Below are 14637 nucleotides of genomic sequence, written 5' to 3'. Positions count from 1 at the left end.
GCTTTTTTTTGCGTATGAGGTCTTGGAGCATCAATCCTGATGCCTAGAACAACGCCTTAATATCAGACGAATCAGATACGGTTTTTCTCTCTGATTTCGTCCAGAGTTTTACAGTCAATGCATAGCGTTGCTGTAGGACGGGCTTCTAAACGACGAATGCCAATTTCAGTACCGCAAGATTCGCAATAACCGTAATCACCTTTGTCCAAATCAACCAGCGACTCATCAATCTTCTTGATTAATTTACGTTCACGGTCACGCGTGCGAAGTTCAAGCGTGAACTCTTCTTCCTGAGTAGCACGATCATTCGGGTCAGGGAAGTTGGCTGCTTCATCCTGCATATGATGAACCGTACGGTCGACCTCAGCACGAAGCTGTGCTCTCCAGTTTTCTAAAATATGGCGAAAATGCTCAATCTGAGCGTCGTTCATGTACTCTTCGCCTGCTTTCTCCTGATAAGGAGCAATCTTAGTGTCGACTTGAGTGTTTTCCATCTTGAAACCTCATACTTTCTAAAACCAAGGGCGAATCTATACCAGATGCGCCCAGCTTGTGCAAAATTAAAATCAACGTCGATTTACAGGTGTGCTGATAATTGATTATTAAACAATAAAAAATTATTACTTTTTCTGTTCGTTTCGACATCAGTCTGATTAAAAACCAGAGAGCATGGCACTGAAACGCGCACCTGTCTATCTTTTTCAACAGTTGATTAGTACGCCTATGTATGTGCATTGGCAAGCCTTTTCAATAGCTGCTGTTAAAGCATCTGGATTTGTTAAACTAGCCGCCTGTTATTTCACCTTAAAACTCAAACGGATACGGCATGACCAAAAAAGTCGCCAGTCGCGCAAACGCTATTTCTCCTTTCCATGTTATGGATATTTTGGCTCAGGCTAAACAGCTGGAAGCGGCGGGGCAGAATATCATTCATATGGAAGTCGGTGAGCCTGATTTTGAAACACCTCAACCGATTATCGAAGCTGGAATGAATGCCTTAAAGCAAGGCAAAACACATTACACACCCGCATGTGGTTTACCTGAATTAAGAGAAGCGATTGCTGGCTGGTATGAACAGCAGTATCAGGTAAAGGTAAACGCTGAGCGTATTATTGTTACGCCAGGCGCGTCTGGTGCATTACTTCTAGTGATGGGGGCGTTACTCGAGAAACAGAAGCAGGTCTTGTTGGCGGATCCCGGTTATCCCTGCAATAAACACTTTGCCAGATTTGTTGAAGGACGCGTCAACAGTATTCCTGTTGATGCAAATCACCAATATCAACTTACGGCTCAGCATATTGAACAATATTGGGATGATAACACGGCGATGGCTTTAGTCGCTTCGCCATCTAACCCAACCGGTACGGTATTAACTCAACAAGAACTTAGTGGATTAGCAGCAGCGGTAGCCAAAAAATCCGGGCATCTGGTGGTGGATGAAATCTATCATGGTCTCACTTACGATGGTTTTCATGCCCCGACTGCATTATCAGTGAGTGATCAAGTCTTCGTGGTGAACAGCTTTTCCAAATTCTTTGGCATGACTGGATGGCGCCTGGGTTGGTTAGTGGTGCCGGAAGGGTACACAGAGGTGATGGATAAGTTAGCCCAGAACTTGTTTCTTGCACCCGCTACCATGTCGCAATATGCTGCACTGGCGGCTTTCCAGACTGATACTTTATCGATACTGGAACAGCGTCGCCAGGCTTTCGAGCGACGCCGCAATACATTGCTGCCATTATTAAAAGATATTGGCTTCTCCATACCCGTCACACCGCAGGGGGCTTTTTATCTTTACGCAGATTGTTCAGCACTACTGAGTGAGCAGATACCCGATAGTATGGCCTTATCTCAGTTCCTGCTTAAACAAGCTGGTGTGGCTATCACACCAGGCTTAGATTTTGGTCATTATCAAGCAGAGTCACATTGCCGTTTTGCATATACACGAGACGAGTCTTTGCTGGTAGCAGCGGCTGAACGCATTAAACGCGTCATGATTGGATAAATCAAATAAGGCTTGTTTAGCAAACACTAATATGGAATAGTCAAAAGAGGGTCAAACATCGATGACTCCATATTTATTTCCAATTTGGATGGGCAGGCATGGCCGCGGTGATTCACCAACAATTACGCTTTGTTATTGATGAGATTGATAAAGCGATAGAAAGTCATCAGAAATGGTACCAAGATCTTTTACGAGTCTTAGTGTCTCGCGTGCCACCTGATGAAAAAGATCTAAGAAACGATGCTTATAAATTGTGTGAGTTTGGTGAGTGGTTCTACACATCTCATGTCGAGCTGATTCAGGACCATCCCACCTTTGTGTCGTTAGGGCATGCCCATGAGAATATGCATAAAAGCGCTAAACAACTTATCGAACTTGTTGTGTCTGAACAAGCGATACCAGTCACTATGTTTGATGAATTTAACCATGACCTGGAAAAAATGCGCACACAATTCCAAGCATTACGTCATGAATTCGCCAACTTGGTACAAAACTTAGATCCTTTAACGGGGGCTCAGACCCGAGCCGGTATGCAGGCTGAGTTAAATAAAGAACATGCTATGGCAAAGCGAAGCCTGCAACCCAGTGCATTGGCTATGCTTGATCTGGACCATTTTAAGCAGGTGAATGATAACTATGGTCACTCCGTGGGCGATGACGTATTAATTAAAACAGTAGCGTGTTTACAGCAGGTATTGCGACCTTACGATCAGCTTTATCGCTATGGTGGCGAAGAATTTCTGATTTGCATGCCTAATACTACATTAGAACAAGCTGAACGGGTTGCCGAGCGCATTCGCAGCATGATTGCACAACAGCAAATTATTTACGATAAAGAAGGTAACACATTACAGGTTACGGCCTCGATTGGTGTGACATCCCTTGATCCTGCCTATAGTGTTGACGATGCGATAAACAAAGTTGATGAGGCCATGTACCAGGCGAAAACCGCTGGCCGCAACCTGGTGAAGGTTCGTTAGCTACAGTTGGCCGTTTACTGAAACGTCCATGCCAGGATGCGTGTGATTTTGTTACCTTGATGCATGTCTATTTGCTTTATGTCTGAGGCGCCCAGTTTTTTGATTAACTTGATTGATGGGGTCAGGTTTTCAATTTTTGACACTAGGCTGGTAAACCAGCGACATTGTTCAGCAAACACCTGACTCTCACGAATCATCTTTTTGAGAAACAATTTCTCACCGCCATTGCACCATAATTCTGCAGCTGAACCACCAAAATTCAGTGAGTTTGTATTGGTTTTCAGCTTCAAATTATGTTGTTTCTGTTGATACGCTTTTGATGCTTCCTCAGCAGAGGCATGGAAAGGTGGGTTACATACGCTGACATCGAACATCTCACCTTGATTGATAATGCCTTCAAATATCTGATGTGGGTTTGGCTGATGACGAAGTGTTACAAGCCTCTCTAAGGTTTTGTTTTTATTGAGTATGGTAGCGACATTATTCAGTGAGGTCTGATTGATATCACTTCCCACACATTGCCAACCATAACAGTGACTGGCTAGCAGTGAATAAATGCCACTGGCGCCAATACCGATATCCAGCATGCGGATATTGTTATTTTGGTCTGAAACGCCTAATAAATCGGCAATGTGATGGATGTAGTCAACACGCCCTGGAATCGGTGGGCAGAGAGCTCCTTCGGGGATATCCCAGCCTTGGATTTGATAATGGTATGTCAATAAAGCTGCATTTAAGTGCTTGACGGCTTCAGCATGGCTATAGTCGATAGACAGATTGCCAAAAGCATTGTTAAAAACAAATGGTGCTAATGTTGGGTGGCTCGCTATCAAGCTCGGAAAGTCATACCCCTGATTATGATGATTTCTTGGGTGTAAACGTTTCTGAGGTGAACGTTCAGCCGTTTTTTGATGGGAATTGGGTGATGACACGGAGAACGTACTCAGTTTGAAGAGGTGCCATTATAAGTCTTGGGAGGTGGTAGAGGAAATGAATCTTCTCAACCTGACCGTGAGATCAGGTTGAGATAGATCAATCAAGACTGTGTTTATGCTTTTTCCAGTGCTTGAGCAATGTCGGCAATAATGTCGTCAATATGCTCAATACCCACCGAAATCCGCACTAAGTCTTCTGATACGCCTGCGGTTGCCAGCTCTTCCGGACTTAATTGTCGATGTGTAGTGGTTGCGGGGTGGCAGGCCAGTGATTTTGCATCACCAATATTGACCAAGCGTAAAATCATCTGCAAGGCATCAATAAAGCGTGCACCCGCTTCTTTGCCACCAGTGATACCGAAGCTGAGAATGCCTGAGGCCTGACCTTTGGTGATTTTCTGACAGACTTCGTGATAGGGGCTATTCTCCAAGGCGGCGTAGTTCACCCATTCCACTTTAGGGTGCTGTTGTAAATAGTTAGCCACTTTCAATGCATTCTCACAGTGACGTTCCATACGCAAGCCTAAGGTTTCCAGACCTTGCATTAATAAAAATGCACTGTGAGGAGACAAGGCTGAACCCGTATTACGCAGAGGAATAACACGACAACGACCAATATAGGCGGCAGGTCCTAACGCCTCCGTGTAGATCACGCCATGGTAGGAAGGATCCGGTTCGTTTAGCATCGGGAAACGTTCTTTATTGGCTACCCAGTCAAAGCGGCCTGAATCGACAATCATGCCGCCAACCGTTGTGCCATGACCGCCGATATATTTAGTTAATGAATGCACCACGATATCCGCACCATGGTCAAAGACACGACATAGGTAAGGTGTGGCGACCGTATTATCAACAATTAATGGCACACCATGTCGGTGAGCAATCTCTGCCCAACGTTGTATATCAACAATATTACCGGCAGGGTTACCGATAGATTCACAGAATAAGGCTTTGGTTTTATCGTCAATCAGGCTTTCGATTTTGTCATAGTCATCAAACGATGCCATGCGCACTGTAATACCTTGTCGTGGGCAGGTATGAGCGAACAAATTGTAGCTGCCGCCGTAAAGCTGGGTGCTGCTAACAATGTTGTCACCTGCTTCAGCGATAGCCTGAATGGCATAAGTAATAGCTGACATACCGGATGCTACCGCCAGACCAGCAATACCACCTTCCATTTCAGCCAGACGTTTTTCCAGCACGTCATTGGTTGGGTTCATGATACGTGTGTAAATATTACCGGGGACTTTCAGATCAAATAGATCTGCACCATGCTGAGTATTATCAAAAGTGTAAGAAGTTGTCTGGTAAATCGGAACGCAGCCGACTTAGTGGTGGGTTCAGATTCATAGCCGTGATGTAAGGCGAGTGATTCTAATCGCATAGTTCTCTCCATAGGTGCTGAGTTGTATTGTTTTATTGTTATTAAGCTTATCTACACTGGAGAGATTAACATGAGAGAGCACGGTAAGAGAGAATTGGTCGTGCATGAGATAAAAAAGCAGAGTCAACAGACGAATGCTGTTTTGACTCTGCTTGGAGTGAGTTCGAATTTAACTATTTGATCAGCTTATAACTTCAGCCTACGTAGGCGTAAGGCGTTACCAATGACTGACACTGAACTGAGGCTCATTGCGGCGGCTGCCACCATTGGCGAGAGCAATAATCCAAAGAAAGGATATAAAATCCCAGCGGCCACAGGCACACCCAGCGAGTTATAGATAAAAGCAAAGAACAGATTTTGTCGGATATTTTTCATGGTCGCCCGACTGAGGACTAAGGCCTGATGAATACCGGTTAAGTCACCTTTCATTAATGTCATACCTGCGCTTTCGACGGCGACATCGGTGCCTGTTCCCATCGCGATCCCGATGTTTGCCTGAGCAAGTGCTGGCGCATCGTTAATGCCATCTCCCGCCATGGCGACAATACGCCCCTGATGTTGCAAGTCTTTAATATGCTGATTTTTCTGTTCTGGTTGTACATCGGCATGGACTTCATCAATGTTCAATTGTTTTGCCACGGCATTGGCTGTGACATGATTGTCACCGGTGAGCATCACAATACGGATACCTTCTTTGTGTAGAGCATCAATCGCTGCCTTGCTTGTTTCCTTGATAGGATCAGCCACTGCCACTAAGCCGGCAACGGTATTATCGACAGCTAATAACATGACGCTATCGCCTTGCTGGCGTAATTTGTCACCTCGATCTTCGATAGCGCTGACATCAATTTTATTCGCTTGCATTAAGGCTTTATTGCCAAACAAAATCGATTTACCATCAACGCTGCCGCTGATTCCCTGACCTGTATGTGACTGGAATTGTTTAGCTTCGGCAAGTGAGAGATTTTGTTTTTTTGCTGCTGCAATTAATGCGGTTGCCAGCGGGTGTTCGCTATGTTGCTCCAGGCTGGCAGCCCACTGCAATAAAGCATTTTTTTCAAAGCCCTGAGTGGCTTCAATGGTAGAAAGCTCCGGTTTACCTTGAGTTAAGGTGCCGGTTTTATCGACCACAAGCGTGTCGATTTTTTCCATGCTTTCTAATGCTTCTGCATTTTTGATTAACACACCATGAGCTGCACCACGGCCAGTACCCACCATAATTGACATGGGTGTAGCTAAGCCTAGGGCACAAGGGCAGGCAATAATTAATACCGCCACGGCATTGATTAACGCATGTGCCAGTTTTGGATCGGGGCCGGCTACAAACCAGATAATAAAGGTCATAATGGCCACCGCGATAACGATAGGGACAAAATAAGCCGCAACTTTATCAACCAGTTTTTGTATCGGGGCACGAGAACGTTGTGCTTCAGCCACCATTTTCACGATTTGTGAGAGTAGGGTGTCACTACCCACTTTTTCAGCCTGCATTAACAGACTGCCAGTGCCATTGACCGTACCACCGACTAATTTGTCATCGACTTTTTTATTCACAGGCATGGGTTCGCCTGTGACCATAGATTCATCAATGTGACTTTCACCTTCGATGACCAAGCCATCAACAGGAATTTTCTCACCGGGACGGATACGTAATGTGTCACCGACTTTGACCTGATCCAGCGGAATATCTTTTTCATGGCCACAATCTGTGACTTTACGTGCAGTTTTCGGGGCCAAGCCCATTAATAGTTTGATGGCAGTATTGGTTTGGCTGCGAGCCCGTAATTCTAATACTTGCCCCAGTAATACCAACACCGTGATGACTGCTGCGGCTTCAAAGTAAACGGCTACCACACCGTCGTGTTGCATACTGGCTGGAAATACGCCGGGAAAGAGTAATGCAATGACACTATATGTCCAGGCGACACTGACGCCGAGTCCGATAAGGGTGAACATATTTAAGTGACCCGTTTTCACCGATTGCACGGCACGAACTAGAAATGGCCAGCCAGCCCAGAAAACAACAGGTGTGGCGAGTATGAATTCTGCCCAATGCCATTGTTGGATACTGGTATCTACTGGAAACAGTGATGGTGCCATCTCTAGTAACATGGCAATAAAAAACACAGGTAACGCTAATAAACCACCAACGATGAAGCGTTTCAGCATGTCTTTGTATTCGCTGTTATCCGGTTCGACTTCAACTGTTGTTGCTTCCAGTGCCATACCACAGATTGGACAATCCCCCGGCTCATCTTGTTGGATTTCTGGATGCATAGGGCAGGTGTATTGGGTTTTTTGACTAGAAGAAACGGGATTTTCAGGTTCTAAAGCCATGCCACATTTCGGGCAGCTGCCGGGACCATCATTACGTACACCTTCACACATAGGGCAAATATAGTCGCCTTTAGCGCCGGATTGAGCATGCGGGTGATTATCAGGATTAGGCTGATGATCATGTTTGCCACTGCAACAGCTTTTAGCTGAATCTGTTTCAGGTTTATTAAGATAAAACTGTGGGTCAGCCTTAAAATTATTTAAGCAGTGTTGAGAACAAAAGACGTAATTTTTATGCTTATGGCTGGTTTGGTATTTCGCTGTTTTTTCATCAACCTGCATACCGCATACGGGATCAGTCGTCATTGTCTTCTCCTGAAATAGTTTGCTTTATCAATATGATAACGCTGTTATTCACCCAATGGTTTATCACTGTAGTGATTATGATGATTGAGTTGTTTAGACTATAGAGTACGTACCATAGTACAGAGTCAAGAGCCTTATGAAAAAAGACAGTTGGACCATTGGACAATTCGCTAAACAAGTCGATGTGACGGTGGAAACCGTCCGTTATTATCAACGTAAAGGTCTGCTTGATATACCTGTAGCTAATGGAGGTATTCGACGATATGGCATGCAGGATCTTCGCCGCCTTAAATTCATTCGCAAAGCCCAGGAAGCCGGGTTTACTTTGCGTGAAATTAAAGAGCTGATCGGGCTCGACTCGACACAAGACCATCATCGTGCCTTCCAGCTCGCCATGCGACGATTACATGAGTTGGATGCCAAAATAGCCGAAATGCAGCAAGCCCGTGACAGTCTTAAACGCCTGGCGGGTAACTGTGCCGCAGGCGGCGAAAGCAAACCTTGTGCAATACTGGCGGCGTTTAATGTCTGATGCGGTGGGCTATGACACATCTACTTTCTGCTCTCAATAAACTGTAATACCAGACCATAAATTAGCGGTAAAACAAACAGCGCTAATAGCGTAACGGAAATCATTCCACCGACCATCGGCGCGGCAATACGCTGCATTACATCACTGCCAGTGCCATTGCTCCATAAAATCGGCAGCAGACCAGCAGTAATGGCGATGGCGGTCATGGCAACCGGACGGACTCTTTCTGCGCTTCCTGAAAAAACGGCTTGCCAGATAGCCTCTTTGCTTAGTTTTTGTTGTGAGTTCTGTTGTCTCACTGCATCAATTTTCTGATCGATAAAGGTCAGAATTAACACGCCGATCTCCGCGGCAACCCCGGCCAGTGCAATAAAGCCGACGGCAACAGCAACAGAGAAGTTAAACCCCAACCAATACAGCAGCCATAGACCGCCAATACTGGCAAACGGAATCGACAGCATGACGACGAGCGGGGAGCGAATATTACGGAAGTTGAGATATAACAATAAAAAGATGAGTAAAAGCGTCAAAGGAATCACCAGTTTGAGACGCTCTGCGGCACGTTGCATATACTCAAACTGTCCCGACCAGCTAAGGGTATAACCCGGTGGCAGCGATACCTTCTCATCAATCAATTGACGTGCTTTTTCGACATAACCGCCGATATCATCAGATTTGATATCAATATATACCCAGGCATTGGGCCGGGAGTTTTCTGTCTTGATGACCGGCGCACCTCGTTTAAGACTTAAATCGGCCAGTTGTGATAATGGAATCTGAGCACCTGTTGGTGCTGATATCAGGGTGCGTTTAAGCTCATTCAAGTTGTCACGCATATCCCGTGGATAACGCAAATTGACAGGGTAACGCTCCAGGCCTTCAACCGTAGATGTCACATTCATGCCGCCGATGGCAGTCTGGATAACATCTTGTACATCGGCAATATGCAATCCATAACGCGCAATTTCATCTCTGTTGATGTTGATATCAACAAAATATCCCCCCGTGGCTTTATCTCCAAATGCAGATAAGGTCTCCGGTAAGGTCTTAACCAGCTGTTCAACTTGGGCAGTCAGTGTATTGAGCTCGGTTAAACTGGGGCCACTGATTTTAATACCGACGGGGGTTTTAATGCCGGTAGATAACATATCCAGCCGTGTTTTAATGGGCATTGTCCAGCTGTTGGTCAGTCCTGGAAACTGGATGGCGTCATCCATCTCATTCATCAGCTCACGCGTGGTTTTCGCCGGATCAGGCCATTGTTCACGGGGTTTTAAACGAATAGTCGTTTCGAACATGGATAACGGGGCAGGATCTGTGGCGGTTTCAGCGCGACCTGCTTTGCCAAATACCGACGCCACTTCGGGAAAGGTAGTGAGAATCTTATCCGTTTGCTGAACTAACTCCCGCGCTTTAGAGATGGACAGGCCGGGGTAGGTCGTCGGCATATACAAAATATCACCTTCATCGAGTGGTGGCATAAACTCGCTACCTGTTCGTTGTATCGGAATGATACTGACAGCTAACAGCAGTGCTGTGATGAGCAGTACGGCAAAGCGGTAACGAATGCAAAACTTCAGCACCGGCCGATGCAGTCCATGTAATAAGCGATTTAAAGGGTTTTTTCTTCGGCAAGAATATTACCGCGAATGAGTAAGCCCATTAGAACGGGTACTAAACTAATGGCCAATAGAGCTGCTGCTGCCATCGCATAGGTTTTGGTGAAAGCCAATGGGCTGAATAAACGACCTTCCTGGGCCTGAAGTGTGAATACCGGCAGAAAGGACACCGTGATAATCAGAAGCGAGAAAAATAAAGCCGGTCCTACTTCTTTAGAAGCATCCGCTATTGCTTGCCAGCGTTCAGAAGAAGAGAGTTTTCTGCCTAAGTCAGTTGCGGCTTTTTCCAGATGTTTGTGTGCATTTTCAATCATCACGATGGCACCATCAATCATCGCACCTATCGCAATCGCAATGCCGCCAAGTGACATGATATTGGCATTAATGCCTTGCCAGTGCATCACAATAAATGCCATCAATATGCCAATAGGTAAGGTAACAATCGCGACCAGTGCTGAGCGGGCATGGAACAGAAAAACAATACAAATCAAGCTGACAATCAGCGATTCTTCCAGCAGCTTATGTTTCAGATTATTCACACCACGATGAATCAAATCACTGCGGTCATAAACCGCCTGTATTTCAACACCTTCTGGCAGACTTTTTTCCAGTTCCTTAAGCTTCTTCTTCACGTTATTAATGGTGCTGAGTGCATTTTCGCCATAACGCATGACCACAATACCGCCGGCGACTTCACCTTCACCATTCAGCTCGGCAAGTCCACGACGTAAGTCAGGCCCGTAGTGAATATTAGCAATATCGGCCAGACGAATTGGGGTGCCATCTTCAGTCACACTGACGGCAATTGAGCGAATATCATCAAGTGACTGGATGTAACCCAATCCACGCACCATATATTCGGTTTCTGCCATTTCAATTAATTTACCGCCAACATCACTATTCGAACGCTGGATGGCTGTTTTCACTTTGGATAATGGAATGTGGTAATTCAGCAGGGCATTGGGATCCACTTCGATTTGATATTGTTTGACATAACCGCCAATCGAAGCCACTTCTGCCACGCCATCTACGGTTTGCAGTGGATAACGTAAATACCAGTCCTGTATGGAACGCAGTTGTGCTAAGTCATGACGACCACTTGTATCGACTAACGCATATTCATACACCCAGCCAACTCCGGTTGCATCGGGTCCAAGACTTGGCGATACACCTTCTGGCAGGCGGTTACTGACATAATTCAGATATTCCAGTACCCGTGACCTAGCCCAATACATATCAGTATTGTCTTCAAAAATAATGTAAACAAACGACAGACCAAAAAAGGAATAGCCGCGTACAGACTTTGCTTTAGGCACGGCTAACATGGCTGTCGTTAAAGGATATGTCACTTGATCCTCAACGACTTGTGGTGCTTGTCCCGGATATTGTGTAAAGACAATCACCTGAACATCAGACAGGTCCGGAATGGCATCCAGAGAAACATTTTTCAGACTCCAGATACCGGCGGCGACCAGAAAGCTTGCTGCCAGTAAAACCAGTAGCTTTTCACGTAATGCCAGATCGATGATGGACTTAATCATGGTGATGATGCTCCATCTCTGGCATGTTCATTGACGAAGATGATGCGGGTGCTAGCATGTCCTGTCCGAGCATGTTTTGTTGATGATCTTGCATTTCTTCAGAAGCGGGGGCGTCAATTGCCCGCATTTTCTCAGTCGTTTCATTAAGTTTAGACTCAGAATCAATCAAGAACTGACTAGACGTTACCACCTCGTCACCCACTTTCACTCCGTTCAGGATTTGCGTCCTGCCATCGGCACTTAATCCGGTAGTGACCTTACGCGGTTCAAACTGACCCGCTGCTCTCATAATAAATACCTGCTCTTTATCACCTGAGCGAATAATGGCTTCAGTCGGTACCGTAATGGCTTCAGGCTGATTTTTGGTATGAATGGTGACATTGGCAAACATGTCCGGTTTTAATAGCAAATCCGGATTATCAAATGCCATACGCACTTTAATGGTTCTGGTTGCAGCTTCAGCATAGGGATATATATAAGAAAGTGTGCCTTTAAAGGTTTTTCCTGGAATGGCAGTTAATTGCATGTCAACCGTATCATTCTCATTGACCCAAGGCAGATCTGACTCATAGACCTGTGCTATCACCCAGACTTTACTGAGATCAGCCAGCATATATAACTCGGTTTGTGGTGTGACATATTGACCCTCACGTGCGCCGATATTAATCACTGTACCTGTGAATGGGGAATGGATATGAAGCGCCTTGGGGATATTGCCGGTTTTCACCATATCGCGAATCTGATGCTCTGGCACATCCAGCAATGCCAGGCGTTCGCGTGCTGAAGCGACCATTTGCTCCGCACTGCGACGGATATCATCGAAAGGACTGTTTTCCAGCGTTTTTGCACTGCTGATCGCCAGCAGATATTCCTGTGAGCTAGTGACCAGTTGTGGCGAATAGACACTCAATAACATCGTGTTTTTATTGACCTGAGTACCGGTCTTATCAACAAAAAGCTTTTCAACCCATCCCTCAGTTTTGGGATGAAGTTTAGATATGCGCTCTTCATCATAGGTCACCTTACCGACTGTACGAATAAGGTGAGATAAGCTGGAAAGTTTGGCCGTTGCGGTACGAACACCAATATTCTGTTCGGTGACCGGATCAATTTTAACCGTACCAGCTTTTTCTGGTGCAGAGGCCTCGTCCTCATAAACCGGTATATAGTCCATTCCCATGTGGTCTCTAGCAGGAACAGGCGAGGTGACTTCCGGGTTCATTGGATTACGGTAATACAATGGTTTGGCCGGTTTCTGTGTGGTTTCTGCTGTCACGGCTGATGGGCTGGTCAAGTGCTGATATGCCATTAAACCGCCAGTGCCAATGAGTAAGCCGCTGATTAAACTGATAAATATAGACGTTGTTTTATTCATAAAAAGTGTCCTTACCTACACTGGCCTCGAGATTCGCTAATGCCGTTTTTGCGGTTTTTACGCTAAGCCATAATTGTGTTTCGTAGTCATAAAGTGTGATTTGTGCTCGAACTAGGTTAAGAAAATCGACTTTATTCACTTGATACCCCGATAACATGGACGCTATGGTTTGTCTGGCCTGAGGCAGGATGCCTGTATCCAATAAGCTGTATTGCTGACGCGCCTGTTGATACTGGGTAATGTAGTTAGCAATCTCAGATTGAACCTGGTTCCAGCTATCCTGATAAGCGAATTGTTGTTGTTTTAATTCACTGTTTTTTTGTGAAATGGCCATTTTTTGTTTTCGATCGGCAAATAACGGCACGTTAATCCCGACTTGCAGTGACAACATGTCACTCCGATCTGAGCCATCCAGATTATGACCTTGTCTTACACCATAAGCCGCTGAGATTTTGAAATCAGGTAATAGGTCTTTTTCAGCTAAAGCTTTATCTTCTGAGGCGGCGGCAATAAGGTGTTTTTGTTGCAGCAGAAAAGGTCTGCTCTGTTCGGCAATATCGAGAACTTCATCAACAGGTTTAATCTCTGGTAGCGTGGTATCAATATGCTGAAATGCCGGAAGCTGAATCGCCGTGTTCGTTGGGCGACTAAGTAAGGTGTTAAGCCTGATGACCACCTGTTCGCGTTCACTGTTTAATTCAATCTCACGGTTCAGGAGTTTGGATAACTCCAGTTGAGCAAGTAAGACATCCTGTTGCAGACCATGCCCGACACGGTATTTTGTTTCAGCAATATCGATAAACTGCTTAAGTAGCGTTTTATTGGTGGAAATAATGGCCAGCGTTTTTTCCAGATAAAACAGTTGCCACCAGTAGCTTGTTACATATTGGATTAGCTGCTGTTTATACTCTGTCGTCATCAAGGCACTGGCATTAGCGCGTTCAGTGGCCGCTTGTTGTTTCAGTGCTAACTTGCCGGGAAATGGAATCTCCTGACTAATGCCTAACTGCCATTGCGTCATAGATTCTTGTGATGTGTTCAGGCTATCCGTAGGCAGGTTAACCAGGCCCATACTGATCATGGGATCCGGCAGGCTGCCAAGCTGTGAGGGCAGCGCAGACATTGCTTCAGCCTGAGCCTGACGCTGGGCAAGACCTGGGTTGGACTGCTCAGCCAAGGCTATGGCTGTATCCAGCGTTAAAACAGCGTGTACCTGCTCAACGCGCTCTTTGGTATCTTCAGCCGCATAAGCGGATGGTATGAGGAAAATCAGTGGTAAAAAAATTAACCACGCGGTAATGGTTGTATTCCATTGCTTCATAAGCTTCACCAATCATTAATAATGATATAAGCACAGATGTGCTGTGGCCTCACGGAAATGAGGAGATAGGTGTTATAAGCTTATGGGGGGCCTGAACAGGGAGCTGTGTTGCTCTGTTGGTTTTGCTTCAATCTGACTCATGGTCAGCAGAATAAAAAGAGGCTGATTAATGGAAAGATAAGACTTCGTTGGCAGTGTGACAGTGTTGAAACAGCTGTGATGACTGGATTGACAATGATCCATATTCATACAATGCGGACACTCTTTTGATGACGTTTCTGCACAGTGTTTCTGAGTATCAG

Annotated in this window: 11 protein-coding genes; 3 read left to right on the top strand and 8 right to left on the bottom strand. The window is 45.5% G+C overall.

All coding sequences use genetic code 11. From position 1 onward, the window contains the following. Positions 1-71 precede the first annotated feature (71 nt). Positions 72-494 (bottom strand): RNA polymerase-binding protein DksA, encoded by a 423-nt coding sequence (gene dksA, locus MAMP_RS07230; RefSeq protein WP_007145366.1) that lies wholly within the window; start codon positions 492-494, stop codon positions 72-74. A 332-nt stretch (positions 495-826) separates the two neighbouring features. Between dksA and MAMP_RS07225 the strand changes: the two genes are divergently transcribed. Together MAMP_RS07225 and MAMP_RS07220 are read left to right on the top strand one after the other, a co-directional pair. Next, positions 827-2005: a pyridoxal phosphate-dependent aminotransferase gene (locus tag MAMP_RS07225; RefSeq protein WP_007145365.1), complete on the top strand. Its 1179-nt coding sequence runs from the start codon at positions 827-829 to the stop codon at positions 2003-2005. A gap of 98 nt (positions 2006-2103) precedes the next feature. Continuing rightward, on the top strand, positions 2104-2985 hold the full coding sequence (locus MAMP_RS07220) for a diguanylate cyclase (protein WP_007145364.1): 882 nt from the start codon (positions 2104-2106) through the stop codon (positions 2983-2985). Positions 2986-2999: 14 nt separating this feature from the next. Here the strand turns inward: MAMP_RS07220 and rlmF are convergent, their stop codons facing one another. The 3 genes from rlmF to MAMP_RS07205 all read right to left on the bottom strand — a co-directional run bounded on the left by rlmF (position 3000) and on the right by MAMP_RS07205 (position 7947). Then, the gene (gene rlmF / locus MAMP_RS07215; RefSeq protein ID WP_007145363.1) at positions 3000-3917 is read right to left on the bottom strand and encodes a 23S rRNA (adenine(1618)-N(6))-methyltransferase RlmF; all 918 of its coding nucleotides are present in this window, start codon (positions 3915-3917) and stop codon (positions 3000-3002) included. Positions 3918-4033: 116 nt separating this feature from the next. Beyond that, entirely contained in the window at positions 4034-5233 is a 1200-nt protein-coding gene (locus tag MAMP_RS07210) for an O-acetylhomoserine aminocarboxypropyltransferase/cysteine synthase family protein (protein ID WP_454557342.1), read from the bottom strand. Between the two features lie 257 nt (positions 5234-5490). Then, positions 5491-7947: a heavy metal translocating P-type ATPase gene (locus MAMP_RS07205; RefSeq protein ID WP_007145361.1), complete on the bottom strand. Its 2457-nt coding sequence runs from the start codon at positions 7945-7947 to the stop codon at positions 5491-5493. A 136-nt stretch (positions 7948-8083) separates the two neighbouring features. On the opposite strand from MAMP_RS07205, the gene MAMP_RS07200 reads away from it, so the two are divergent. Beyond that, a complete protein-coding gene (locus MAMP_RS07200) occupies positions 8084-8479 on the top strand; it encodes a MerR family transcriptional regulator (protein ID WP_007145360.1) in 396 nt (131 codons plus the stop codon). A gap of 20 nt (positions 8480-8499) precedes the next feature. Here MAMP_RS07200 and MAMP_RS16535 read toward each other — a convergent pair whose 3' ends face one another. Genes MAMP_RS16535 through MAMP_RS07185 form a run of 4 tightly spaced genes read right to left on the bottom strand, consistent with a single transcriptional unit; the run spans position 8500 to position 14335 of the window. Next, on the bottom strand, positions 8500-10062 hold the full coding sequence (locus tag MAMP_RS16535) for an efflux RND transporter permease subunit (protein ID WP_007145359.1): 1563 nt from the start codon (positions 10060-10062) through the stop codon (positions 8500-8502). 29 nt (positions 10063-10091) lie between these two features. Further along, a complete protein-coding gene (locus tag MAMP_RS16530; RefSeq protein ID WP_007145358.1) occupies positions 10092-11639 on the bottom strand; it encodes an efflux RND transporter permease subunit in 1548 nt (515 codons plus the stop codon). Continuing rightward, positions 11632-13014, bottom strand: coding sequence for an efflux RND transporter periplasmic adaptor subunit (locus MAMP_RS07190; protein ID WP_007145357.1), 1383 nt, complete (start codon positions 13012-13014; stop codon positions 11632-11634). Before MAMP_RS07190 ends, MAMP_RS16530 begins: the two co-directional genes overlap by 8 nt. Continuing rightward, positions 13007-14335: a TolC family protein gene (locus MAMP_RS07185; RefSeq protein ID WP_007145356.1), complete on the bottom strand. Its 1329-nt coding sequence runs from the start codon at positions 14333-14335 to the stop codon at positions 13007-13009. The genes MAMP_RS07190 and MAMP_RS07185 overlap by 8 nt, the downstream gene beginning before the upstream one ends. Positions 14336-14637: the final 302 nt, after the last annotated feature.

The organism is Methylophaga thalassica MP, assembly GCF_000214595.1.
GTDB lineage: Bacteria > Pseudomonadota > Gammaproteobacteria > Nitrosococcales > Methylophagaceae > Methylophaga > Methylophaga thalassica.
This window is presented reverse-complemented; position numbering and strand designations above follow the sequence as displayed.